The organism is Plantibacter sp. CFBP 8775 (assembly GCF_014839505.1).
GTDB classification, from domain to species: Bacteria; Actinomycetota; Actinomycetes; order Actinomycetales; family Microbacteriaceae; genus Plantibacter; species Plantibacter auratus.
This window is the reverse complement of the sequence record NZ_JACYNV010000002.1, coordinates 1,170,404-1,192,505: the sequence shown is the minus strand read 5'-3', so window position 1 is coordinate 1,192,505 and position 22,102 is coordinate 1,170,404. Positions and strand designations below refer to the sequence as shown.

29 protein-coding genes are annotated in these 22,102 nt (G+C 69.2%); 18 read left to right on the top strand and 11 right to left on the bottom strand.

Annotated features, from left to right (window positions below):
* Positions 1-180: 180 nt before the first annotated feature.
* Together IFR14_RS17960 and IFR14_RS17955 are read left to right on the top strand one after the other, a co-directional pair.
* Complete coding sequence (locus IFR14_RS17960; protein WP_191941823.1) at positions 181-501, top strand: hypothetical protein; 321 nt, start codon at positions 181-183, stop codon at positions 499-501.
* Between the two features lie 52 nt (positions 502-553).
* Complete coding sequence (locus IFR14_RS17955) at positions 554-976, top strand: hypothetical protein (protein WP_191941822.1); 423 nt, start codon at positions 554-556, stop codon at positions 974-976.
* Positions 977-998: 22 nt separating this feature from the next.
* Here the strand turns inward: IFR14_RS17955 and IFR14_RS17950 are convergent, their stop codons facing one another.
* The gene (locus IFR14_RS17950) at positions 999-1,706 is read right to left on the bottom strand and encodes a winged helix-turn-helix domain-containing protein (RefSeq protein WP_079706629.1); all 708 of its coding nucleotides are present in this window, start codon (positions 1,704-1,706) and stop codon (positions 999-1,001) included.
* A 502-nt stretch (positions 1,707-2,208) separates the two neighbouring features.
* Complete coding sequence (upp, locus tag IFR14_RS17945) at positions 2,209-2,841, bottom strand: uracil phosphoribosyltransferase (RefSeq protein ID WP_064294620.1); 633 nt, start codon at positions 2,839-2,841, stop codon at positions 2,209-2,211.
* Positions 2,842-2,892: 51 nt separating this feature from the next.
* Between upp and tadA the strand changes: the two genes are divergently transcribed.
* From tadA to proC, 3 genes are all read left to right on the top strand, one after another.
* Positions 2,893-3,369 carry a tRNA adenosine(34) deaminase TadA gene (tadA, locus tag IFR14_RS17940; RefSeq protein ID WP_249407040.1) on the top strand — a complete coding sequence of 159 codons (477 nt, stop codon included), beginning with the start codon at positions 2,893-2,895 and terminating at the stop codon, positions 3,367-3,369.
* 153 nt (positions 3,370-3,522) lie between these two features.
* Complete coding sequence (locus IFR14_RS17935) at positions 3,523-4,710, top strand: MarP family serine protease (protein ID WP_191941821.1); 1,188 nt, start codon at positions 3,523-3,525, stop codon at positions 4,708-4,710.
* A 48-nt stretch (positions 4,711-4,758) separates the two neighbouring features.
* Complete coding sequence (gene proC / locus IFR14_RS17930) at positions 4,759-5,601, top strand: pyrroline-5-carboxylate reductase (protein WP_191941820.1); 843 nt, start codon at positions 4,759-4,761, stop codon at positions 5,599-5,601.
* A gap of 16 nt (positions 5,602-5,617) precedes the next feature.
* Here proC and IFR14_RS17925 read toward each other — a convergent pair whose 3' ends face one another.
* Both IFR14_RS17925 and IFR14_RS17920 read right to left on the bottom strand, forming a co-directional pair.
* Positions 5,618-6,121 (bottom strand): GNAT family N-acetyltransferase, encoded by a 504-nt coding sequence (locus IFR14_RS17925; RefSeq protein WP_191941819.1) that lies wholly within the window; start codon positions 6,119-6,121, stop codon positions 5,618-5,620.
* Positions 6,118-6,717: a TetR/AcrR family transcriptional regulator gene (locus tag IFR14_RS17920; protein ID WP_191941818.1), complete on the bottom strand. Its 600-nt coding sequence runs from the start codon at positions 6,715-6,717 to the stop codon at positions 6,118-6,120. The genes IFR14_RS17925 and IFR14_RS17920 overlap by 4 nt, the downstream gene beginning before the upstream one ends.
* 63 nt (positions 6,718-6,780) lie before the next feature.
* On the opposite strand from IFR14_RS17920, the gene IFR14_RS17915 reads away from it, so the two are divergent.
* A complete protein-coding gene (locus IFR14_RS17915; RefSeq protein WP_191941817.1) occupies positions 6,781-7,239 on the top strand; it encodes a GNAT family N-acetyltransferase in 459 nt (152 codons plus the stop codon).
* Between the two features lie 7 nt (positions 7,240-7,246).
* On the opposite strand, the gene IFR14_RS17910 is transcribed toward IFR14_RS17915, so the two are convergent.
* Entirely contained in the window at positions 7,247-7,918 is a 672-nt protein-coding gene (locus IFR14_RS17910) for a potassium channel family protein (protein ID WP_056013885.1), read from the bottom strand.
* On the bottom strand, positions 7,911-9,353 hold the full coding sequence (locus IFR14_RS17905; protein ID WP_079003294.1) for a TrkH family potassium uptake protein: 1,443 nt from the start codon (positions 9,351-9,353) through the stop codon (positions 7,911-7,913). Before IFR14_RS17905 ends, IFR14_RS17910 begins: the two co-directional genes overlap by 8 nt.
* 72 nt (positions 9,354-9,425) lie before the next feature.
* On the opposite strand from IFR14_RS17905, the gene IFR14_RS17900 reads away from it, so the two are divergent.
* From IFR14_RS17900 to IFR14_RS17885, 4 genes are all read left to right on the top strand, one after another.
* Positions 9,426-9,830, top strand: a complete 405-nt coding sequence (locus IFR14_RS17900; protein ID WP_064294613.1) for an ArsR/SmtB family transcription factor — start codon at positions 9,426-9,428, stop codon at positions 9,828-9,830.
* Positions 9,831-9,957: 127 nt separating this feature from the next.
* Positions 9,958-10,152 carry a helix-turn-helix domain-containing protein gene (locus tag IFR14_RS17895; protein WP_079706638.1) on the top strand — a complete coding sequence of 65 codons (195 nt, stop codon included), beginning with the start codon at positions 9,958-9,960 and terminating at the stop codon, positions 10,150-10,152.
* Between the two features lie 139 nt (positions 10,153-10,291).
* A complete protein-coding gene (locus IFR14_RS17890; protein ID WP_003792170.1) occupies positions 10,292-10,390 on the top strand; it encodes a 30S ribosomal protein bS22 in 99 nt (32 codons plus the stop codon).
* 246 nt (positions 10,391-10,636) lie between these two features.
* Positions 10,637-10,945, top strand: coding sequence for a hypothetical protein (locus IFR14_RS17885; protein WP_191941816.1), 309 nt, complete (start codon positions 10,637-10,639; stop codon positions 10,943-10,945).
* Positions 10,946-10,987: 42 nt separating this feature from the next.
* Here IFR14_RS17885 and IFR14_RS17880 read toward each other — a convergent pair whose 3' ends face one another.
* Entirely contained in the window at positions 10,988-11,287 is a 300-nt protein-coding gene (locus IFR14_RS17880) for a helix-turn-helix domain-containing protein (RefSeq protein WP_191941815.1), read from the bottom strand.
* 192 nt (positions 11,288-11,479) lie between these two features.
* On the opposite strand from IFR14_RS17880, the gene IFR14_RS17875 reads away from it, so the two are divergent.
* Together IFR14_RS17875 and IFR14_RS17870 are read left to right on the top strand one after the other, a co-directional pair.
* Positions 11,480-11,740 (top strand): glutaredoxin family protein, encoded by a 261-nt coding sequence (locus tag IFR14_RS17875; protein ID WP_137243972.1) that lies wholly within the window; start codon positions 11,480-11,482, stop codon positions 11,738-11,740.
* A 40-nt stretch (positions 11,741-11,780) separates the two neighbouring features.
* Entirely contained in the window at positions 11,781-12,089 is a 309-nt protein-coding gene (locus IFR14_RS17870) for a Dabb family protein (protein ID WP_079706641.1), read from the top strand.
* Positions 12,090-12,107: 18 nt separating this feature from the next.
* Here the strand turns inward: IFR14_RS17870 and IFR14_RS17865 are convergent, their stop codons facing one another.
* The 3 genes from IFR14_RS17865 to aspS form a co-directional block, all read right to left on the bottom strand.
* Positions 12,108-12,884, bottom strand: coding sequence for a putative protein N(5)-glutamine methyltransferase (locus IFR14_RS17865; RefSeq protein WP_191941814.1), 777 nt, complete (start codon positions 12,882-12,884; stop codon positions 12,108-12,110).
* Positions 12,885-12,973: 89 nt separating this feature from the next.
* A complete protein-coding gene (locus tag IFR14_RS17860; protein WP_191941813.1) occupies positions 12,974-13,426 on the bottom strand; it encodes a flavodoxin domain-containing protein in 453 nt (150 codons plus the stop codon).
* Between the two features lie 18 nt (positions 13,427-13,444).
* On the bottom strand, positions 13,445-14,785 hold the full coding sequence (gene aspS / locus IFR14_RS17855) for an aspartate--tRNA(Asn) ligase (protein WP_124767399.1): 1,341 nt from the start codon (positions 14,783-14,785) through the stop codon (positions 13,445-13,447).
* An 85-nt stretch (positions 14,786-14,870) separates the two neighbouring features.
* Between aspS and IFR14_RS17850 the strand changes: the two genes are divergently transcribed.
* The 5 genes from IFR14_RS17850 to ccsB are packed head-to-tail and all read left to right on the top strand — an operon-like array spanning position 14,871 to position 19,557.
* Positions 14,871-15,506 carry a histidine phosphatase family protein gene (locus IFR14_RS17850; protein WP_124767398.1) on the top strand — a complete coding sequence of 212 codons (636 nt, stop codon included), beginning with the start codon at positions 14,871-14,873 and terminating at the stop codon, positions 15,504-15,506.
* The gene (locus tag IFR14_RS17845) at positions 15,506-16,114 is read left to right on the top strand and encodes a TlpA family protein disulfide reductase (RefSeq protein ID WP_079706646.1); all 609 of its coding nucleotides are present in this window, start codon (positions 15,506-15,508) and stop codon (positions 16,112-16,114) included. Before IFR14_RS17850 ends, IFR14_RS17845 begins: the two co-directional genes overlap by 1 nt.
* Positions 16,111-16,857 (top strand): cytochrome c biogenesis CcdA family protein, encoded by a 747-nt coding sequence (locus IFR14_RS17840; protein ID WP_124767397.1) that lies wholly within the window; start codon positions 16,111-16,113, stop codon positions 16,855-16,857. The genes IFR14_RS17845 and IFR14_RS17840 overlap by 4 nt, the downstream gene beginning before the upstream one ends.
* Positions 16,841-18,505, top strand: a complete 1,665-nt coding sequence (gene resB, locus IFR14_RS17835; protein WP_079003290.1) for a cytochrome c biogenesis protein ResB — start codon at positions 16,841-16,843, stop codon at positions 18,503-18,505. Before IFR14_RS17840 ends, resB begins: the two co-directional genes overlap by 17 nt.
* The gene (gene ccsB, locus IFR14_RS17830) at positions 18,502-19,557 is read left to right on the top strand and encodes a c-type cytochrome biogenesis protein CcsB (protein ID WP_191941812.1); all 1,056 of its coding nucleotides are present in this window, start codon (positions 18,502-18,504) and stop codon (positions 19,555-19,557) included. The genes resB and ccsB overlap by 4 nt, the downstream gene beginning before the upstream one ends.
* Positions 19,558-19,573: 16 nt before the next feature.
* Here ccsB and IFR14_RS17825 read toward each other — a convergent pair whose 3' ends face one another.
* The gene (locus IFR14_RS17825; RefSeq protein ID WP_124767396.1) at positions 19,574-20,551 is read right to left on the bottom strand and encodes an o-succinylbenzoate synthase; all 978 of its coding nucleotides are present in this window, start codon (positions 20,549-20,551) and stop codon (positions 19,574-19,576) included.
* Positions 20,552-20,613: 62 nt separating this feature from the next.
* Between IFR14_RS17825 and IFR14_RS17820 the strand changes: the two genes are divergently transcribed.
* The gene (locus tag IFR14_RS17820; RefSeq protein ID WP_191941811.1) at positions 20,614-22,101 is read left to right on the top strand and encodes a hypothetical protein; all 1,488 of its coding nucleotides are present in this window, start codon (positions 20,614-20,616) and stop codon (positions 22,099-22,101) included.
* Position 22,102 lies beyond the last annotated feature (1 nt).

The following is a 22,102-nucleotide window of genomic DNA, read 5'->3' as shown; positions in this document are numbered from 1 at the left end:
CATGCGGTCTCCGCGAAGCACGTTCGTATGGCCGCGAGGACGTCCCACCATGGTCGTGACTGGTCCGACACGACCTGCTCCGCGGCATTGGATCTCCTGTCGAGTCGCATGACGTCCGAGGTCGAGGGGTCCACGCGAAGTCGGCTGAAGGGTCGGATCAGGCAGATGGAGGCCGGTGCATTGGCTGGCCAGATCCTCCGCGGACGGGCTGAGCTTCGGAGGGCGAGGAGTGACGACATCAAGCGGCAGTTCACGCCCAGGCTCGTCCTCGAGCTTGGATTGTCCTTCTCCGGAGGGACGGGTGTCCTCGTCGCCGAGAACATCGGTGTAGCGGCGCGGAGCGCTCGACTGGGAAGGGACGACGAGGGCGACATCGTCGCCATCGAGGGGATCGCGCGACACCGTGAGGTCCTGGAAGCGCTTGCGCTCATCGCCTACGGGGATACGCGTGAGAGCGAAGCGGCGTCACGATGGATGCACGCCAAACAGGTGTCGGTGTGACCCGCCCGCTGATCACGATCGCCGGCCGGATGGGTTCCTGGGAGGAGCCGCCGTGGCCGGTGGCATGATCTGGCGGAGCCCCAAGTTCAACGGTCGTCCGCTCTTCGGCGTTCCTGGAGGTACACGGGCATTGCAGCAGACGATGGACGTCGACTTGGAGACATCGACGGGGTTTGTTCGAATCAGCCTTCCATCGCTCCGCGGCGCATTGGTCTTGAAGGGTGCGGCGTTCCTCGAGGATTCTCGCGAACGAGACCGCCACGCGGAGGACGGCGTCCTGCTGCTGGCGTGTCTGTCTGATGTGACCGACGTGTTGGTGGGGCTCAGTCAGCGAAGTCGCCGCAGAATCCGTGCACTTCTCAACGCCCTCGACGGCCGCGAGAGCCCTTGGGTCGCGCACGATCCGGTCGTCCAATCGCTCGCGCGTGAGTCTTGGGAGGACCTCGCTTCGAAGCTCGGGCTCCCCGCACACTGATCGAGCAGTCGACCAGTGCGGCTTAGAACAGGTCGGGCGACGGGGTGCTGGCGTAGCGGATGGAGACGTCCGCGTGGCGGTCGAAGCGGTAGCCGACCCCGCGCACGGTGCGGACGATGTCCTCGTAGCGGCCGAGCTTGGCGCGCAGGCGACGCACGTGGACGTCGATGGTCCGCTCGTTCGGGACCTCTTCGTCGTCGCCGGCGCGCCACAGCGAGGAGATGAGCTCGGCGCGCTCGATCGTGCGTCCCTCGCGGAGGACGAGGTACTGGAGGAGTTCGAACTCCTTGTACGTGAGCGGCGCAGCCTCGTTGTCGAGGACGAGGCGCTTCCGGGAGATGTCGACGACGACACCGGCGTGCGCGCGGTCCTGCTCCTCTTCGTCGACCTCGTCGCGGTGGGCCGCGAGTGCCGACGGGTCCTGGAGGGCGAGCCGGACGACGTCGAGGTCGCGTCCGCCGGCACCGCGAGGGGCGAGGGCGACGGCAGCGTGCGTCTCGGCCTCCGGAGCGAACTGGGCCGTCAGGGCCTTGATGGCCTCGACGATCTCACCGAGGCTCGTGCCGGCGGCAGCCGCTTTCGCCTCGTCGAGGCCGACGTAGAGGACGAAGCCTCGGGCTTCAGGGCCGGCCGGAACGGCGCGGACGTGCGGGGTCGCGGCCCGAGGTGCGTCCTCGACGGCGGTGAGCTGGCGGGTGGGGCGGGTGGTCTGAACGGCTGCAAGAGACATGAGTGCGAGGTCCTCGGGAGTGATGATGCTGCGACGGATCGTGCGCGGTGCGCTCGGGGTGATCCCGCCTGCCGGTGGGCAGTTGCGGTCCCGCGATCCGGGAAGTGGCGCGTCGGCCGGGTGCGGACGGGGTACGTCCGGGAGTCGGCTCACCTGGTGGGGGAGCGGCGGACTCGGAGGTGCTGGGAGCAGTGGAGCGGATCCGTGTGGATCGCTACCGGTGCTGGAGGAGTCGGATCAGCGACACATTCGACAGCACATGACAGCGCGGCCGGGCATCATCATGCCGGCGTTCCCAGGGGCCTCGAAGGAGGTCGGGGTGGGCGCGTTGGTCGTCATAGTCCGCAATACAACAGGAATCCCCCGGATCCTGTCAAGTGCGAGCGGAAGATGACGTTCTGTTACTCGGGGATTGTCAGCTGGCGGCACAACTGAGATGAGGCGGATCGTCGTCCATCGCGGGGATGGACGACGATCCGCCTCATGTCGGCGGGAGCAGGGGTCAGACGACGCCGTAGAGGCGGTCGCCGGCGTCGCCGAGCCCGGGGACGATGTACCCGTTCTCGTCGAGCTTCTCGTCGAGGGCGCCCAGGACGATGGTGACGTCCTTGCCGGCCGTCTCGGCCTCGAGGCGCTCGAGGCCCTCGGGGGCGGCGAGCAGGCAGATGGCGGTGACGTGCATCGCGCCACGCTGGAAGAGGAAGTCGATGGCAGCCGCGAGCGAGCCACCGGTCGCGAGCATCGGGTCGAGCACGAAGCACTGGCGGTCGGACAGGTCGTCGGGGAGGCGCTCCGCGTACGTGGTGGGTTCGAGGGTCTCCTCGTTGCGCACCATGCCGAGGAAGCCGACCTCCGCGGTGGGGAGCAGCTTCACCATGCCCTCGAGCATGCCGAGGCCGGCCCGCAGGATCGGGACCACGAGCGGACGCGGCTCGCTGATCTTGACGCCGACCGTCTCGGTGACGGGCGTCTGGATCGTGATCTCCTCGACCGTGACGCCGCGCGTCGCCTCGTAGGCGAGCAGCGTGACGAGCTCCTCGGTGAGGGCACGGAACACCGGTGACGGTGTCGTCTTGTCGCGGAGCACCGTGAGCTTGTGGGTGATGAGGGGGTGGTCGGCTACGTGCACTCGCATACGATCAATCTAGTCGCTCGCGCAGCGGCCAGGATTTCGGGGAGATGACGGATGCACGCACCGGCCGAGTTCGCCGCGTGGATGGACCTCGCCATCGCCGAGGCCGAGGCGGCCCTGGCCAGCGACGACGTCCCGGTGGGCGCGGTGCTCGTCGCCCCGGACGGCACGGTCGTCTCCGTCGGGCGCAACGAGCGCGAGCTGCACACCGATCCGACCGCCCACGCCGAGGTGGTCGCCATCCGCGCCGCCGCGGCCGTGCTGGCCGACTGGCACCTCACGGAGCTGACGCTCGTCGTCACGCTCGAACCCTGCGTCATGTGCGCCGGCGCGATCCTCGCAGCCCGGATCCCGCGGGTCGTCTTCGGGGCCTGGGACGAGAAGGCCGGTGCGGTCGGTTCCGTCTACGACGTCCTGCGCGACCGGCGACTGCAGCATCGCGTCGAGGTCTACGCGGGCGTGGAGGCCGAGCGCTGCTCGACGCTCCTCACCGACTTCTTCCGGGGCACGGGCGGCGTCGGAGCCCTCTGAGGGTTGTCACGGCTTCGAAGCTCCCTGCACTTCGACAGGCTCAGTGACCGGATGTGGGGCTGTTCCCCGCGCTTCGACCGGATCGGTGACCGGATGCGGCTGCTCCCAGCACTTCCGGAGCCCGTTGTCGGCGGGTGATGGCAGGATCGCAGGATGCAACCCGGCGTGATCCTCGACATCATCCTCGTCGTCGTCCTGATCGGCTTCCTGATCCGCGGGTGGCGTGCGGGGCTCCTCGGGAGCCTCGGCGGGCTCGTCGGGCTGGCGGCCGGTGGGGTCGGCGCCTTCTTCGCGATCCCGCTCGTCGCCTCGTGGGTGCCGGACGCGGCGTGGCGTGGCTGGGCGGCGGTCGCGGCGGCGGTGGTCGTCCTCGCCGTCGGCTACACGATCGGCGCGTTCATCGGCGGGGCCATCGGCTCCGTCGTGCGCAAGACCCCGTTGCGCGGTCTGGAACGGCTGCTCGGCGCCGCCCTCAACCTCGTCGTCACCGCGCTCGTCCTCGTGACCGCGGCACTCGGTGTCGGATCCCTCGGCATCCCGCTGCTCGCCCAGGCGGTCGGGTCGTCCGCGGTGATCGGCACGATCGACCGCGTCACGCCCGTGCAGGTGAAGAGCACGCTCGCGCAGCTTCGCTCCACGGTGGTCGACGGTGGGGCCCAACGCGTCATCGAGGCCTTCGGTGGAACCGCGGAGGTCCCCGCCGCCCCGCAGCTCGACACCTCGACGCCGGCGCTACAGACGGCCTCCGCGTCCGTGGTGCGCATCAGCGGCACGGCCGAGTCCTGCTCGCGGAGCCTCACCGGAAGCGGCTTCGTCTTCGCGGACGACCTGGTCATGACGAACGCGCACGTCCTCGCCGGCGTGACGAACCCGGTCGTCGAGGTCCCGGGGGCCATGCCCAGGGAAGGACGGATCGTCTACTTCGACCCGGTCGACGACCTCGCCGTCATTCGCGTCGACGACCTCGGCGCCCGATCGCTGCCGCTCGCACCGAACCCGGCTCCCGGATCGAACGCCGTCGTCGCCGGGTATCCGTTCGGCGGCCCGTACACGGCCGGTGGCGCGCAGGTCATCGTGGTGGGGCCGAGCCTCGTCGCCGACATCAGCGGGAACAACCCGACGAGCCGTCAGGTCGTGACGCTGTCCGGGACGGTGCAGCCGGGCAACTCCGGTGGCCCGCTCCTCACCGAGTCCGGTGAGGTGGCCGGCGTGATCTTCGCCCGCGACGCGAACTCCGCGCCGGTCGGCTACGCGCTCGCGATGGACGAGGTCCTGCCCGTCGTCGCGCTCGCCGGATCACTGCAGTCCGCGGTCCCGTCGGGCGCCTGCCTCGCCGATTGACCCGGCCGCGTACCTGCCGCCGAGCATGCAGGTGCCTAGACTCGCAGGGTGAGTGAAACGATCAGCCTGCCCAGCATCGCCATCCTCGGAGCCGGTTCGATGGGAGGGGCCGTCCTCCGCGGTCTCGTCCAGCCGGGTGTCGAGGTCGACGGTGGCATCACGGTGACGAACCGGACCATCGCCAAGGCGGAGGCTCTCGCCGAGCTGCCCGGCGTCACCTCGATCGCCCTCGAGCAGGACGCCGACGGCAACCGTCGGGCGGCAGCCGCGGCGAAGATCGTCCTCATCGGCGTGAAGCCCTACCTGGTCGCCGACCTCCTCGCCGAGATCGCCGACGCGCTGCAGCCGGGCACGATCGTCGTGAGCCTCGCCGCCGGCATCCGCGGTGCGGCCTTCGAGGCCGCCCTGCCGGAGTCGGTATCGGTCCTCCGCTCCATGCCGAACACCCCGTCCTACGTCGGGCTCGGCGTCACCGGGCTCGCGCCGAGTACCCGGTCGAGCGAGGACGACCTCGCCGTCGTCACCGCGCTCTTCGAGACCGTCGGTCAGGTGGTCGTCATCCCCGAGTCGAAGATCGACGCCCTCAGCGCCATCTCCGGTTCCGGTCCGGCGTACGTCTACTACCTCATCGAGGAACTGACCCGTACGGCGATCGGCCTCGGGTTCACCCCCGAGCAGGCGTCCGTCATGGTCAACGGAACCTTCCGTGGCGCGACGGAACTCCTCGCGACGACGGGCGAGAGCGCCGAGCAGCTGCGCATCAACGTCACGAGCCCCAAGGGGACGACGGAGCGGGCGCTCGCCGTGCTCGCCGAGGCGGGCTTCAGCGAGACCTTCGACCGTGCTGCGGCAGCCGCCATCGCCCGCGCCGAGGAGCTGTCGGCGTCCTGACCCGCCGGCGACCGGATCAGTCGAAGGACCGCACGAAGCAGTCGAGGCCGGGTCTGTCGTCCCAGGAAGCGACCGCCACGAAGCCGGACCGCCGGTAGAGCGCGATCGCGGCGGAGCGCCAGTGCCACACGGAGAGACGCACGGCGTCGTCGCCCCGCAGCCGCGAGACGGTCGTGGCGGCCTCGAGCAGGGTTCCGGCCACGCCCCTGCGACGAGCGTCGGGGGCGACCCAGAGTCGCTTGAGCTCCGGCGACGGGCCGTCCGTCAGGACGACGCAGCCGAGCACCCGGTCGTCCTCGACGGCCAGGAGGATCTCCTCGGAGGCGAAGGCGGTGCTCGGGTCCGCGATCTCGACCCGGTAGCGGTCGGGAAGGGTGATCATCGGAGCGGGATCCTCCGGACGCGGTCCTCGGCCGAGGAGCTTCTCGTGCTCGGTCCGGCGGTGGTACTCCTCGAGGAGCTCGGCGAACCGCTCCCGGTGATGAGCCGGAGCATCCGCCCACCGCTCCACGACCATCATGCGTGGCTTGTCCCGTCGAGCCCGAGGACGAGCAGCAGCCGGTCCAGCGCGGCGAGCTGGGCCGCGGCGTCGTAGTGGTCGTCGTCGGCCGTGCTCAGGGTGCTGACGCCCTCGATGAATCCGACGACGACGGTGGCCGTCGCGGCGACCTCGGCCTCGGTGAGCTCGGGGCGGATCTCGGCCACGAGGCGGCGGGTGCGGGCGACGAACACGCCATGACCCGAACGGTGCCGTTCGGCCAGGACCTCGTCATCGAGCGCCGCGGCGAGGTAGCCGAGCCAGACCCGGGCCTCCTGGCGCGTCTCGTCCGTGAGGGACAGGGCCTGCCGGAGGACGGCGCGCAGAGCGTCACGCGGGGTCTCGGCTGTGGCTTCGAGCGCCTCGGTCCGCGCAGCCGTCCGCTCGTGGAGCAGATCGCGAGCGTGCAGCAGCAGCGCGCGCTTGTCGGGGAAGCGATGGAGGACGAGGCCCGTCGTGCACCCGGCCCGCTCCGCGACCGCGCGGAGGGTCAACCCGTGCGGACCGTGCTCGCCCAGGACCTCCCAGACCGCGTGCGAGATCCGCGCCTGGGCCGTTGGGTCCTTGGTTCTTACCATGTCGTGATCACCTCGGAACCGATGTTACCGTAATGCGTGTTACGGAATGACTGGAGGACACGCATGACGATCAGGATCAGCCGGGTGGCCTGGGACGATGAGGCGGGAACCGTGCTGCGGGCCGCCCAACGCCGCGAACTCGACGCGCGCTACGGGAGCGACGATCACGAACCCGGCACACCGCCGACCGCAGCCGACATCACGCTCTTCCTGCTGGCCAGCGACGTCGACGACACCCCGCTGGGCTGCGGCGGCCTGCGGATGCTCGGCGAGGACCAGGCGGAGATCAAACGCATGTTCGTCGTGCAGCAGGCCCGGGGGACCGGCGTCGCCACCGCGCTCCTGCGGGCACTGGAGGACGAAGCGCGGTCGCTGGGTCTCGGTGAGCTCCTCCTCGAGACCGGCACGGAGCAGCCGGACGCGATGCGCTTCTACGAGCGCGAGGGGTACCACCCGATCGAGGCGTTCGGGCCGTACGTCGACGAGCCGCAGTCGCGCTGCTACGCGCGCAGCCTCGGCTGAGGAGGATTCAGCCCTCGAGCGACGCGAAGCGTTCGATGTCGGCCGACGTGCCGGAGACGATGATGAGGTCGTGGTTCGACACGACGGTGTCGGCGGTCGCGTAGGTGAAGGGCTTCCCTGGCGACTTCACCCCGACGACCGTGATCCGGTACTTCGTCCGGACGCCCGACTCCGTCAGGTTCAGCCCGCGGATGGGCTTCGGCGGGTACATCTTGACGAGCGCGAAGTCGTCGTCGAACTGGATGAAGTCGAGCATGCGGCCCGACACGAGGTGGGCGACGCGTTCGCCGGCCTCGCGCTCGGGGTAGATGACGTGGCTCGCCCCCACCCGGGCGAGGATCTTGCCGTGCGACTGCGAGACGGCCTTGGCCCAGATCTGCGGGATCTTGAGGTCGACGAGGTTGGCGGTGATGAGCACGCTCGCCTCGATCGAGGAGCCGACCGCGACGACCGCGACCGAGAAGTCCTGCGCGCCGATCTGCCGGAGTGCCTCGATGTTCTTCGCGTCGGCCTGCACGGTGTGGGTGACCCGGTCGGACCACTTCTGCACGAGGTCGGAGTTGTCGTCGATCGCCAGCACCTCGCGATCGAGGCGGTCGAGCTCCCCGGCGCAGGCCGCACCGAACCGACCGAGTCCGATGACGAGGACCGGGGCGTCGTGCTTGATGCGGTCAACCAACGATGGGCCTCTCTTCGGGACGTTTGAACAGCTGGCCGCTTTGACTCGCGGCCACGGCTGCGGCGAGTGTCACTGTACCAACGCGGCCCAGGAACATGGTGACGGCGAGGACGTACACCCCGGCGTCGGGTAGGTCCGCGACGAGGCCGGTGCTCAGCCCGACGGTCGCGAAGGCGGAGATGACGTCGAACAGCACGTGGTCGAGCGGAGCCTTGGTCATCTGCAGGATGACGATCGTCGACAGGGCGACGATCGTCGCACCCCAGAGGACGACGCTCACCGCGACGCGGAGCACGTCCTGCGGGATGCGCCGGCGGAAGACCTCCACGCCCTCGCGGCCCCGGGCCTCCGCGAACGCCGCCAGGAACAGGACGGCGAGCGTCGTGACCTTGATCCCGCCGGCGGTCGAGGCGGAGCCGCCGCCGATGAACATGAGCATGTCGGCGACGAGCAGGGTCGAGCCGTTGAGGTCGCCGATGTCCACGGTGGAGAAGCCGCCCGACCTCGTCATGGCGGACAGGAAGAACCCCTGGAAGATCGTGTCCCAGAGGTTCCACTTGTTCCAGGTCTCGGGGTTGTTGAACTCGAGCAGGATGAAGGCGAGCGCCCCGGCGAAGAACAGGATGATCGTCGTGACGAGCGTGAGCTTGACGTGCAGTGACCAACGGCTCGGCCGACGGAAGTTCCGGCTCAGTGCGTAGATGACCGGGAAGCCGATACTGCCGAGGAAGACCCCGAGCATGAGGATGCTGAGGAACCAGTAGTCGTTCTCGAAGGCCGCGAGCCCCTCGGCGTTCGGCGTGAAGCCGGTGTTGGTGAAGGCCATGGCCGCGTAGTAGACGCTGTTCCAGGCGGCGTCCCAGGGGTTGATGCCGTCGAGCAGCATGCGCGGGAAGAGCAGGACGGCCAGAGCCGCCTCGATCACGAGGGCGCTGACGGCGACGGTGACGAGCAGGTTGCCGATCTCCCCGAGCCGGACCGCCTGACCCTCGGCGACGGGGCCGTGGTGCGACCGCAGGGGGTTCGTGTCGCTCGCCGCCATGAGCTTCTGGCGGAGTCCGAGTCGTCGGGCGATCACGAACCCGAGGATCGAGGCCAGGGTCAGGACGCCGAGCGCGCCGATCTGGACGCCGATGAAGACGAGCACGTGACCGAAGAGGGACCAGTGCGTGGCCATGTCGACGGTCGAGAGCCCGGTGACGCAGATGACGGAGACGGCGGTGAAGAGCGCGTCGGCGATCGGGGTCACCTGGCGGTCGGCGCTCGCGATGGGGAGCGAGAACAGCATCGTGAAGACGAAGATCAGGAAGCTGAACACGAGGATGGCGAACCGGGAGGTCGACTTCGCGGCGAAGTCGCTGACGGCCTCCCTGACCCTCGCGAGGCCGTGGCGCACGATGATCTCGGGACGACGCCCCATGGCATTGCCGCTCATCTGACCCCTCAACACCTCAGGACTGCGCCGGAGGCAATGGTACTCCGTGCGCTCCATCACTATCGTTGGACCATGGCCGACATTTTCGACGTGATCGCTGACACCACCAGGCGGGACATCCTCGCACTGCTGCTCGAACGGCACGGTGGCACCGGGACGAGCGTCTCCGAGATCGTCGCGCAGCTCGGCCTCAGCCAACCCACGGTGTCGAAACACCTCAAGGTCCTGCGCGAAGCAGAGCTCGTCGAGGTGCGCGAGGAGGGCCAGCACCGCTACTACAGCCTGGACTCGGCGCCGCTCGAGGACGTGGAGGACTGGCTCATCCCATTCCTCAGCGTCGACTACCAGGACGACGGTGTCGATTTCGCGGCGCTGTCGCTGCCGGACCAGGCCAAGGCGGTCGCGGGATCGGTCGGCAAGGTCGCGGCGGACGTGACCCACGCGGTGCAGTCGGTCACGAAGAAGCTCCGCCCCTAGCCCGGCCTCGCATACCGTTCACACAGGGGATGTACAGGGCGGGCGTCGGACCTCTAGAGTTGCCATGCGGCGTTCCGGTCCTCGGGGCGCCGTTCAAGCGGGTTTCCAGAGGCGAAGGAGGGGTTCGATGACGCAGGACACTGCCGACGTCCGCTTCCTCACCGTGGCCGAAGTCGCCGAGATGATGCGGGTGTCCAAGATGACCGTGTATCGCCTGGTGCATTCGGGGGAACTCCCGGCCATCCGGTTCGGGAAGTCGTTCCGGGTGCCGGAGACCGCCGTCGACGCCGTCCGGCAGCGCCCGGTCGCCGACGTCGGCTGAGGCGTTTCCCGCTCCTAGCAGCCTGCAGGCGTACGGCGTGTGAACGACGCGCGCTGCAATCGGCTAGACTGGCAACAAGACTTGTTCTCTTCGGTCGCGATCCCTGCGGCCAAGCCCCCCAATTCTGTGAGGTAAATCCGTGGGTTCTGTTATCAAGAAGCGCCGCAAGCGTATGGCGAAGAAGAAGCACCGCAAGCTGCTTCGCAAGACCCGTCACCAGCGCCGCAACAAGAAGTAGCCGGCTGCTCCGTTCGGAGCGCCTGACGACTCTTCGTCCACCGGAAGCGCCTGCCCATTGTGGTACGGCGCTTTCTGGCGTTGTCGGGGTGATCGTCTCGTTGGTCGGTCAGAGCGTGGTGTCTCCGCGGGTTGAGCGGCGTCGAGGTTCCTCCACAGGCGAGGCCGGACGGGACTGATCCACAGCGCGTCGCGGCACGCGGTCCGTCGCCCCGAGATCGTCGGCGGTCCTTCGTAGGTTCTTCGCATGACCCGCGATCTCCCGCCAACCGTCCACCGCAACCGACGCGAGCTTGCGTACCGGGTGCCGTTCGTCGTCGACCGAGACGACGCACCTCGCTATCGACTCCGGAACGTCGGTGACGAAGCCGTGCACTGGGTCGTGCTGCGCCTGATCGGGCCCGGACTCCTCGCTCCACTGGAACCGTGTCGCCTGACGCCGGGGAGCGCCCTGGAATTCGAGGTGTTGGGCACCGAGCTGGCCCGCGCGACCAGTGTGCAGGTGTCCTGGTTCCGTCCCGGCGGTCACCAGTACCTGTGGCGGGTCACCTTCTGACGGGCCCCACCGGCTGGAAGGGAGTGGCCTTCGATGCGCGGGTCAGCGTTCCTGGTCGCGGCGCGCGGCCAGCAGATCGCGTGCCGTCAGCTTGTGCGCCCGGCCCGGGTACATGTCGGCGTTCAGGCCCGTGACGAACGGGGCGGGGTCGAGGTCGAGTGCGGTACTCAGGCGGACGAGCGTCTCCACGCTGGGATGCACCTGGCCCCGCTCGATCTTGCCGATGTTCGTCCAGTGCATCCCGGCCAACACGCCCAGGTCCTCGAGGGTCAGCTGGCGCTCGTTGCGAGCGGCCCGCAACCGCTCGCCGAGGATGGTCGCGGCTTCCGAATGTGTAGGCATCACTCAATGACAACGGACCTCGACCGGCGCATGCCAGAGCGTCTGAGCCCGGCGGTTTCGATACGCATGGTTCTCAACCCTGGGTTCAACGGCATCATCATTCCGGCATCGTGTCAGATGTCTCGGTGAAACACCACATGTGTCGGCTCCGTGGAGGTGCTCCGACCTCGGGCACCCCGTACAGTTGAGGGGGTGTCCACTCTGCACGTCACGCTCATCGGCAAGCCCGGCTGTCACCTCTGCGACGACGCCCGTGCCGTGATCGACGAGGTGGTCGCAGGCCTCCCGTCCGACGGCCCCACGATCGAACGCGAGGAGCTCTCGATCCTCGACGATCCGGCGCTCCACGACCGCCACTGGGAGGAGATCCCCGTCGTCCTCATCGACGGCAGGGTCCACAACTACTGGCGCATCGACCCCGACCGCCTGCGGTCCGCGTTGCTCGCCGGCTGATCCACACGTCCATCCATCCACATCGACCCTTGGGGGCCCAGTGACCATCCGCCACATCGTCAGTTGGAAGCTGGCAGCAACGGACGACGCCGAGCGCGACGCGGCGTTCGCGACGATGCAGTCCGAACTCGAGGCACTCGCCGGGTTCATGCCGGACGACATCGAGCACCTCCAGGTCGGACGCAACATCGCCTACCCCGAGAGCAACTGGGACGTCGTGCTGGTCGGCGACTACCCGAGCCTCGAAGCCCTGGAGCGGTACCAGGTCCACCCGGAGCACGTCCGCGTGGTGCAGATCGTCCGTCAGCTCGTCGTCGAGCGCTCCGCGGTCGACTTCCAGCTCGACTGAGCCCGGCGCCCGCAGGACTCAGGCCATGACGCCGACGGCCACGGTGCCGTCGAGCTCGTCGTCGCGGACGATCGACGCCGTGAGGCCCGCCGCCCGCATGAGCGTTGCGGTCTCGGGGGCCTGACGTTCGCTCGTCTCGATCAGGACGGCGCCGGTCGGAGCGAGCCAGTCCGGGGCCTGCGCGATGATCCGACGCTGCACGTCGAGCCCGTCGGCACCGCCGTCGAGCGCGATCACGGCCTCGTGCTCCCGAGCCTCCGGGGGCATCGTCGCCATCGACGCCGTCGGGACGTAGGGGGCGTTCGCAAGCAGGAGGTCGACGCGCCCCGCGAGCACCCCGGGCAGCCCGTCGAACAGGTCTCCGCGTAGGGCGTGCCCACCGAGCGGCTCGACGTTGCGCCGTGCGCAGTCCACCGCGGCGAGGTCGATGTCCGACGCCCAGACGTCGATGGGGTCGGGCGCCTCGGTGAGGAGCGCACTCCCGACGGCTGCGGCACCGCAGCAGAGCTCGACGACCACCGAACCGTTCCGGAGGCGTGGGAGGGCGAAGTCGACCAGGAGCTCGGTCCGTCGCCTCGGCACGAAGACCCCGTCCTCGACGACCACCCGGCGGCCTCGGAACGCGACCCAGCCGAGGACGTGTTCGAGCGGCCGGCCGGCGACCCGTGCCGCGACCATCCGTTCGAGTCGATCCGGATCATCCGACTCGGCGAGGAGCAGCGCCGCCTCGTCTTCGGCGAAGACGCACCCCGCCGCACGAAGGCGTAGGACCACGGATTCGGCGGTCGCGTTCATCTGGCTCACCCCTCGCTCACGTGCGAGGACGCCGCACGGCCGGTGCGAGTCACGCTACCGTCGCGGCCGGGCACGCACCAGAGCGGTTGTCAGAACTGTTCTGCGGCGGCGAGCACGCCGGGCAGCCAGGCGAGCGCGACGTCCTTCTTGCGCTCGAACCCGCCGTCGTCGTGCAGACCGAACTCACCGAACCGGGTCGCGCCGTGCTCGGTGAGGATGGCGTCGAGCAGCGAGCTGCCCTGGTTGTACGTGTCCTCGTAACTGCTGTCGCCCAGCCCGAAGATGGCGTACCGGAGCCCGTCGAGCTCGACGTCGGACTCCTCGAGCGCCTCGTAGAAGATCTGGCCGGTCTCACCGAGGAGGCCGTCGCCGTACGTCGAGGTGATGAAGATGTGGATCTCGTCGGTCGACAGCTCCGCGGGGTCGACGTCGCCGAGGTCGGCGACGCGCCACTGGTGCTGTGAGCCGATGGCCTTGCCGATGTCGCCGGCGAGGCGTTCGGCGTTGCCGGATTCGGTCCCGTACAGGATGACGATCTGCATTGCGTCCTTCTTGCGGGGTTACGGGGCGAGGCGGGTCGGGCCGCGGAACAGGTAGGTGACCTCGCGGATGGAGGTCTCGTGCAGCATGAGCATGAGCACGCGGGCGAGGCCCATGCCGAAGCCGCCGTGCGCCGGGACGCCGTAGCGGAAGAAGTCGAGGTAGAACTCGAGCTCCTCGGGCTCCAGGCCCTTCTCCTTGGCCTGCTCGACGAGGACGTCGACGCGGTGTTCGCGCTGTGCGCCCGTGGAGATCTCGACGCCGTTGTAGATGAGGTCGTAGCTGTTGGTGAGCGAGCCGTCCTCGGCGTTGCGCATGTGATAGAACGGCCGGATGCTCGACGCGTAGTCGGTCAGGAAGACGAAGTCGTGACCGAAGGTCTCCTTGACGTAGGCCGCGATCTGACGCTCGCCCTCGGGGTCCATGTCGTCGTCGGCCCGGGGGATCTCGTAGCCGCGCTCGGCGACGATGCGCTTGGCCTCGGCCAGCGGGATGCGCGGGAACGGACGCGACGGGACCTCGAGCTCGATGCCGAAGAGCTCGGAGATCTGCTCGCCGTGCTTCTCCTTGACCGCCGTGAAGCCGGCGACGAGGAGCTCCTCGTGCAGCTGCATGACGTCCTCGTGCGACTCGATCCAGCTGATCTCGGCGTCGACGCTCGTGAACTCGGTCGCGTGTCGGCTGGTGAACGACGGGTCGGCGCGGAATGCGGGTCCGACCTCGAACACCTTGCCGAAGCCGGCGGACTGCGCCATCTGCTTGAAGAACTGGGGGGACTGCGCGAGGTACGCCTTGCCCTCGAAGTAGTCGACCTCGAAGAGCTCGGCGCGCGACTCGCTCGCGCTCGCCATGAGCTTCGGGGTGTGGATCTCGATGAAGTCGTTGTCGATCCAGTACTGACGCAGTGCGTGCTCGAACGTCGTCTGGATGCGGAAGATCAGGGCCTGCTTCGGCTGGCGCAGGTCGAGGAAGCGCCAGTCGAGCCGCTTGTCGAGCGAGGAGTCCGCAGCGATCGGCGTCTCGGGGTTGGCGGCGGTGACGACCTCGAGCGTGGCGACCTTGACCTCGATGCCGCCGAGCTTGACGCGCTCGTCGTGCTTGAGCTCGCCGGTGACGGTGATGAAGGAGCCGTGCGCGAGGGCGGAGATGGCCTCGGTGGTGGTGAGGCGCTCGGCGGAGCCCTCGACCTCCGGGTCGACCTCGCGGACAGCCGGGTTCACCAGCTGGACGGCGCCGCTCTCGTCGCGGAGGACGACGAACTGCACCTTCTTCTGATCGCGGACGGTCTCGACCCATCCGGAGACGGTGACGGGACCGTCGGACAGGGCGGCCAGGTTCTTCACAACGACGCGTTCACTCACCCCGACAGCTTAGCCGTCGCTCGTGGCTCGGACCTGGACGGAGGTCACGGTGAATCCGCAGCTTGGGGAAACGTACACTTGAAGGGTGGTAGCCGACCAGATCCATCTCGTGCGTCACGGCGAGGTGCACAATCCTTCTCGTGTGCTCTACGGTCGACTCCCCGCATTCCGACTGTCGGAGCTCGGCGAGCGCATGGCGCAGGCCGCCGCGGACGACCTCGTGAGCCGTGATCGCACGGTGGGCGCGCTCTACGCGTCTCCGCTGCAGCGCACGCAGGAGTCCGCCGCGCCGGTCGCCGCAGCGTTCGGGCTCGCCGTCGTCGCCGAGCCGCGCGTGATCGAACCGTTCAACGAGTTCGAGGGCAAGCGCATGAGCCGCGCCCTGAAGAACCCGCTCAACTGGTCCAAGCTCCGCAACCCGTCCCGTCCGAGCTGGGGCGAGCCGTACGCGTCGATCGTCAACCGCATGACCGCGGCCGTCGAGGACGCTTGGCGCGCGACGCCGTCGGGCGACGTCGTCATCGTCAGCCACCAGCTGCCGATCTGGATGCTCCACAGCTCCGTCGTCGGGGCGCCCTATCGTCACGACCCGCGGAAGCGACGCTGCGCCCTGTCGAGCATCACCACCTTCGAACGGACCGAGCAGGGCTTCCTCGAGGTCGGCTACGTCGATCCGGCGGCCCGTCTGGCGTCCGGCGCGACCGATGTCGGGGCCGTCTGATGGCCCGCCGATCGAGGACGTTCGCCGTCGCCGCCGTGTTGGCCGTCGGGGCGCTCCTGCTCACGGCGTGCGGGAGCGATCCGCTCGCCGAGCAGTACCGCGAGGGAAGCAGCAAGGGGTACGTCGCGGGCGACGGCAGCGTGACCGAGGTCGCGCTCGACGACCGCGGTGAGTCGATCAGCTTCTCAGGCGTCGGCGAGGACGGCGAGCAGATCTCCTCCGCCGACCACGCGGGCCAGGTCCTCGTCGTGAACTTCTGGTACGCCGCCTGCGCCCCCTGCCGCGCGGAGGCGAAGGACCTGCAGGCGCTCAACGAGGCCTACACCGACAAGGGCGCCACCTTCATCGGCGTCAACGTCCGCGACACCGCCGACACCGCGAAGGCGTTCAACGGCACCTTCGGCATCACCTACCCCTCCATCCTCGACGTCGACAGCGGGGAGGCGAAGCTCGCCTTCACGGGCAGTGTCCCGCCGAACGCGGTGCCGACCACCATCGTCCTCGACGCCGAAGGTCGGGTCGCCGCACGCATCCTCGGGCAACTGCAGGACCGCACCATCCTCGACACCCTCATCCGCGACACGATCGCCGAGAGCGCCCCAGAGTGAGCCCCGGCGAGCTCGTCTACGGCGGCCAGCTCCTCGTGGCGATCCCGATCGCCATCGCGGCCGGTCTGCTGTCCTTCCTCTCGCCGTGCGTCCTGCCACTCGTCCCCGGCTACCTCGGATACGTCGGCGGCATGACGACGGTCGAGGAGGGGCGCTCCGGTGCGGGTCGCCGGCGCGTGCTGCTCGGCGTCAGCCTCTTCATCCTGGGCTTCACCGTCGTGTTCGTGGCGATCGCGGCGTTTGTCGGAACGATCGGCGCCTGGTTCGTCGAGTGGGAAGGCGTCATCACCCGCGTCCTCGGCGCCGTCGTCATCCTCATGGGGCTCATCTTCATCGGACAGTTCTCGCGGCTGCAGCGCACGGTGCGCACCAACTGGGCACCCGCCACCGGCCTCGCCGGCGCGCCACTGCTCGGCTTCGTCTTCGCCATCGGCTGGACGCCCTGCCTCGGCCCGACCCTCACCGCGATCAGCGCGCTCTCCCTCTCGGGCGGCTCCGCCTGGCGCGGGGCCCTCCTCGGGCTGTTCTACTGCCTCGGTCTCGGCATCCCCTTCCTGCTCGTCGCGCTCGGACTCGGTTGGGTCACGGGGTCGTTGGCGTTCCTCAAACGGCACATCCGCACGATCAACATCATCGGCGGCGTGCTCCTCATCGTGATCGGTGTGTTGATGGTGTCTGGTCTCTGGTCCGCTTGGATGTACTCGTTGCAGGGGGTGATGAGCGGCCTTGTCACGCCCCTCTGATCACATCGATTCCGCCGCACCGGCTCCGGCCGACGGCATCAACCAGCCGAAGCTCGGGTTCGTGGGTTGGCTCCGCTTCTTCTGGCGTCAGCTCACGAGCATGCGCACGGCGCTCTTCCTGCTGCTGCTCCTCGCCATCGCCGCGGTGCCCGGTTCGCTCGTCCCGCAACGGTCGAGCGACCCGAACGGCGTCACCCAGTACTTCACCGACAACCCGGACCTCGCGCCCATCCTCGACAAGGTGCAGGCGTTCGACGTCTACAGCTCGGCCTGGTTCTCCGCGATCTACCTGCTGCTGTTCATCTCGCTCATCGGCTGCGTGATCCCGCGGACGAAGCACCACTGGCTCGCCCTGCGCTCCCGCCCGCCGCGGACGCCCGCGCGCCTGTCGCGGCTCTCCGCGTTCGAGCGTCGCAGCGACGACAGCGGCGCGACCGCCACCGAGCTCATCGACGACGCGACGAAGCAGTTGAAGCGCCAGGGCTACCGAGTCGAACGCTACGACGCCGAGGGGTCCGCATCGGTGTCCGCCGAGCGCGGCTTCCTCCGCGAGACCGGCAACCTCGTCTTCCACTCGGCACTCGTCGGCATCCTCGTGACGGTCGGTTTCGGCGGCGGTTTCGGCTTCTCCGGTCAGCGCGTGCTCGTCGAGGGTCAGACCTTCGTCAACACCCTGCTCGACTACGACTCGTTCAACCCCGGCCGCTTCTTCAACGAGTCGGAGCTGGCCCCCTACAAGTTGACGCTCGACGAGTTCGGCGTCACCTACGAGACCGAGAACCTCGACGCGTACGGGCAGGCGATCGACTACCGCGCGAAGGTCACGACGACCTCGCCCGGCGGGAAGCCGCAGGACGCGACGATCAAGGTCAACGATCCGCTCCGGTTCGAGGGCACCGACGTCTACCTGCTCGGCAACGGTTACGCGCCGACGATCACCGTCCGCGATCCCGAGGGCAAGGTCGTGTTCAGCGACTCCATCCCGTTCCTGCCGCAGGACGCCCAGCTCACGTCGCTCGGCATCGTCAAGGTCCCGGACGGCCTGGCGGAGCAGCTCGGCATGATCGGGTTCTTCTACCCGACGCAGGCCGCGTCCAAGCCGCCGTTCTTCTCGTCCTACCCCGACCTCGCCTACCCGGTGCTGACGCTCAACGTCTACTCCGGCGACCTCGGGATCAACGCCGGTGCTCCGAAGTCGGTCTACGCGCTCGACGTCGACGACATGAAGCAGCTCACGGGGGGCGACACCGGCGTCGAGTCGATCGAACTCACGCCCGGCCAGATCACCGACCTGCCGAACGGACTCGGCACGGTGTCCTTCGACAACGTCGCCGCCAACCCGTCGACCGAGAACTACGCCGGCTCCGTCAAGCGGTTCGCCTCGTTCGACGTCCACCACGACCCGACCCAGCTGTGGGTGCTCGCGTTCGCCATCCTCGCCCTGTCCGGTCTCATCACCTCACTCTTCGTCGCCAGACGCCGCGTCTGGGTGAAGGCCGTGACCGGGAGCGACGGCACCGTCTCCCTCGAATACGCCGGGCTCGCCCGCGGCGAGGACCCCGGCCTCGAAGCGGCCGTCGCGGCGATCGCCGAAGCGCACAGTCCAACGCCTGTCCCGTCCGAACCCGAAGGTAGAATCACCCCGTGACCCTCGTCGAAATCTCGAACCTCTGCCTCTGGTCGGCCGTCGCCGTCTACGCGCTGGCGTTCATCGCCTTCACGTTCGACCTCGCGCGCCGCAGCGCCGAGGTCACCGCGGCGATCGACGCGGCCGAGCGGGCTGAGCTGGAACAGTCGGCAGCCGCCGAGGAACGCGTCGGTGCACTCGCCTCCGCCGCGGCGCGGACCGCCGCACCGATCGTCACGAGCGACGGTGTCCCGCGCAAGACCCGCCGTCCCTCGGACGAGCCCGAGCAGCAGGCGTCGCGCAAGTCGCCGAGCCTCCGGGTCGGAGTCTCGCTCACCGTCATCGCCTTCCTCCTCCACCTCGTCGCGGACGTGACGCGCGGTATCGCCGCCGGTCGTGTCCCGTGGGCGAACATGTACGAGTTCGCGATGACGGGCACGCTGCTCATCGTCGCGGTGTTCCTCGTGGTCATCGCGCGCGTGGACCTCCGGTTCCTCGGCAGCTTCGTGATCGGCCTCGTGACCGTGCTCCTCGGCCTCGCGACCGCGAACTTCTACGTCGAGGTCGTCCCGCTGCCGCCGGCGCTGCAGTCGGCGTGGCTCGTCATCCACGTGTTCGTCGCGAGCCTCGGCACGGCGTTCTTCGCCATCGGCTTCGCGTTGAGCGTCGTGCAGCTCCTGCAGGGGCGTCGCGAGCGACGGCTCGGGCTCGTACAGCCCACCCAGAGCTCCGGGCGTCTCCGCTTCCTGCTCACCCTCCCGAACGCGGAGCGCCTCGAGAACCTCGCCTACCGCGTCAACATCATCGGCTTCATCTTCTGGACGTTCACGCTCATGGCCGGTGCCATCTGGGCTGAGCGCGCCTGGGGTCGGTACTGGGGCTGGGACACCAAAGAGGTGTGGACCTTCATCATCTGGGTGATCTTCGCCGGGTACATCCATGCCAGGGCGACGCGCGGCTGGCGCGGATCACGCGCGGCCACGCTCGCCATCATCGGCTTCAGCGCCGTGATGTTCAACTTCGTCGTGGTCAACGTCTTCTTCAAGGGTCTGCACGCCTACAGCGGCCTGTAAGCCCCTGCGCCGGCCCTCAGCCGAGCAACGCGTGCGTGCGGCGGAGCCGGTCGAGCCACCAGGCGGTCCGCTCCGGTGACGCCGTGAAGTGCTCGAGGAGATCGACGTCCACCTCGACGCGCCGAACGGCGATGCCGCCGTCCACGGGATCGAGCGGTGCGGTCGTCACGTCGCCGCCGAGGAGCGCGGTGGTGGCGAGCCCGCAGTCGTAGTCGAGTTCCGGCAGGGCCGCCGCGAGGTGGGCACCCATGGAGATGCCGACGGAGGTGTCCAGCGCGCTCGAGACGACGATCGGCAGGCCGGCCTCGCCCGCGATGCGGAGCGCGGCGTGCACGCCGCCGAGCGGCTGCGCCTTCACGACGAGCAGGTCGGCGGCGCCGGCGCGAGCCACGGCGAGGGGGTCCTCGGCTTTGCGGACGCTCTCGTCCGCCGCGATGGCGACGTCCAGGGAGGAGACCCGTTCACGGATCTCGGCGAGTTCCGCGACGGTCGCGCAGGGTTGCTCGACGTACTCGAGGTCGAAGGGTTCGAGAGCGCGGATGGCGTGTTCGGCCTCGTCGACGTTCCAGTTGGTGTTGGCGTCCACGCGGAGTCGACCCTCGGGTCCGATGGCCCGCCGGACGGCGGCGACGCGCGCGACGTCGTCGGCCAGCACCTGCCCGCGCTCGGCCACCTTCACCTTCGCGGTCCGGCAGCCCGGGAAGCGGGAGAGGATCGACGGCACGTCCGCCGCGTCCACCGCCGGGACCGTCGCGTTCACGAGGATGCGATCCCGGTGGAGGGGCGGGAGGTCCGACCAGCCGAAGTCGATGGCGGCCCGCAGCCACGCGGCTGACTCCTGGTCGTCGTACTCGACGAAGGGGGAGAACTCCGTCCACCCGGCGGGCCCGCGGAAGAGGACGGCCTCGCGGGTGTCGATGCCCCGGAACCGGACGCGGAGGGGGATGGAGACCACGCGGGCGGTGGCGAGGACGTCGTCGAGGTTCGCTTGCATGACCCCATCCTGCACCCGGACGTCGGAAGCCGTCGCGGGACGCCCGTGACACAATCGATCCCGTGCCGCTGTTCTCCCGACGCAAGCCGACGCCAGGCGATCGGCGAAGCGTGCCCGCGGACGAACCCGCCGCCTTCTCGGTGCCCGAGCCGATCTTCGAGCCGAGCCCCGAGGCCGAGGTGCTCCCGGTGATCGAGGAAGCGCCCGGCGGATCCTCCGACGAGCCGCGCGATCCGAACGCCCCGCCGATCCCCGGAGCGCCGCCGGCAGTCGTGTCCTCGAGCGCGCCAGCGCCTGCCGCCCCGGAGCGCTCGCCCGAGGAACTGGAGGCGGAGACCGCAAGGTTCCGTCGTCCGGGGTCCCGAGGACGACGGACGCCACGGCAGCCCGCATCGCGGAAGCCGTCGTCGCGCCGTCAACGGAAGGCGGCGGCGCGCGCGGCCGCTTCGCGACCCGAGTCCGCGGCGATCCCGGCCGACGGCGGCGAGCGGAGTCCGGCGGCCCACCCGCCTGCCGGCGGTGCGTCCCCGACCGGGCGGGACGAGCTCGGCGCGCGGAGTCGGGGTGTCGTCGCCTCCTTCTCGCCGCTCGCCCTGCTCGGCGCGGTGGTGGCCGTCACCCTCTTCACCGTCCTGCTGGCCGTGAGCTACCGGCCCGGCGAGGGGGCCTGGGCCATCCTCGTGGCGTTCGTCCTCGTCGTCGTCGTGCAGATCGTGCTACTCATCGGGAGTGTCATCGTCATCCGCCGGAAGGTGCGGCGCCGCTGGGGTGTGCTGGCGCTGGTGCTCATCCTCGTCGTCAACCCCGTCACGGCGATGGCGGTCGGCGGTCTCTCCCCGGATCGGGCCGGGAATGGTGCCTCCGCCGGTGGCAGCGGCGACGAGGAGCACGACCCGATCTGGGACACCTACCCGGGATCCGCCTACGTCGACGCGAAGGAGACCCTCGACGGGCCGAGCTACGAGGACTTCGTCGGGACGTCCGACGAGATGCTCGCGGAGATCCGGACGGCCCTGACCGCCGAGTTCGGCTTCGACTGGGTGGAGCGACAGCCCGCCGAGACGGAGGTCGATCAGAACGGGTACGGCGGGGACTCCATGCTCTTCGAGTACACGGCACCGGTGTGGCAGACGACGACGACCGTGCGCACCTTCGAGGAGAAGTCGCGGGTCGTCGAGCTGATCCGGCAGGTGCTGCTCCGGTACGGCATCGCGAACCTCGACATGCAGAACGCACCGTCCTCCTGGCGTGAGCCGGGCGAGCTCACCGAGCGGTACGGCGGTGAGACCCTCGACACTCAGGCACTGTGGGACCTGCACACCTACAACGCCATCACGGGGGGCGGCGACTTCCGGACGAGCATCGTCGACCTCACGCTCGACTCGGCCGGCACGGTCGCGAAGGACCGCGAGTTCGACGTCGACTACTACGACATGGCGGCGGAGGGCATCGAGCTGCACCTCGACTCGTATGCGCTCCTGAAGGAGGCGGACCGCGCCGACTACCTGGCGGCGCTCAAGCCCTATGCGGACCTCGACAAGCCGAAGTAGT

Excerpts from the sequence above, each read along its gene's own strand:
- IFR14_RS17950 (WP_079706629.1), bottom strand. The coding sequence starts at position 1,706 with ATGTCTCTTGCAGCCGTTCAGACCACCCGCCCCACCCGCCAGCTCACC.
- upp (WP_064294620.1), bottom strand. The coding sequence starts at position 2,841 with ATGCGAGTGCACGTAGCCGACCACCCCCTCATCACCCACAAGCTCACG.
- tadA (WP_249407040.1), top strand. The coding sequence starts at position 2,893 with ATGCACGCACCGGCCGAGTTCGCCGCGTGGATGGACCTCGCCATCGCC.
- IFR14_RS17935 (WP_191941821.1), top strand. The coding sequence starts at position 3,523 with ATGCAACCCGGCGTGATCCTCGACATCATCCTCGTCGTCGTCCTGATC.
- IFR14_RS17925 (WP_191941819.1), bottom strand. The coding sequence starts at position 6,121 with ATGATGGTCGTGGAGCGGTGGGCGGATGCTCCGGCTCATCACCGGGAG.
- IFR14_RS17920 (WP_191941818.1), bottom strand. The coding sequence starts at position 6,717 with ATGGTAAGAACCAAGGACCCAACGGCCCAGGCGCGGATCTCGCACGCG.
- IFR14_RS17915 (WP_191941817.1), top strand. The coding sequence starts at position 6,781 with ATGACGATCAGGATCAGCCGGGTGGCCTGGGACGATGAGGCGGGAACC.
- IFR14_RS17905 (WP_079003294.1), bottom strand. The coding sequence starts at position 9,353 with ATGAGCGGCAATGCCATGGGGCGTCGTCCCGAGATCATCGTGCGCCAC.
- IFR14_RS17900 (WP_064294613.1), top strand. The coding sequence starts at position 9,426 with ATGGCCGACATTTTCGACGTGATCGCTGACACCACCAGGCGGGACATC.
- IFR14_RS17895 (WP_079706638.1), top strand. The coding sequence starts at position 9,958 with ATGACGCAGGACACTGCCGACGTCCGCTTCCTCACCGTGGCCGAAGTC.
- IFR14_RS17885 (WP_191941816.1), top strand. The coding sequence starts at position 10,637 with ATGACCCGCGATCTCCCGCCAACCGTCCACCGCAACCGACGCGAGCTT.
- IFR14_RS17880 (WP_191941815.1), bottom strand. The coding sequence starts at position 11,287 with ATGCCTACACATTCGGAAGCCGCGACCATCCTCGGCGAGCGGTTGCGG.
- IFR14_RS17865 (WP_191941814.1), bottom strand. The coding sequence starts at position 12,884 with ATGAACGCGACCGCCGAATCCGTGGTCCTACGCCTTCGTGCGGCGGGG.
- IFR14_RS17860 (WP_191941813.1), bottom strand. The coding sequence starts at position 13,426 with ATGCAGATCGTCATCCTGTACGGGACCGAATCCGGCAACGCCGAACGC.
- IFR14_RS17845 (WP_079706646.1), top strand. The coding sequence starts at position 15,506 with ATGGCCCGCCGATCGAGGACGTTCGCCGTCGCCGCCGTGTTGGCCGTC.
- IFR14_RS17825 (WP_124767396.1), bottom strand. The coding sequence starts at position 20,551 with ATGCAAGCGAACCTCGACGACGTCCTCGCCACCGCCCGCGTGGTCTCC.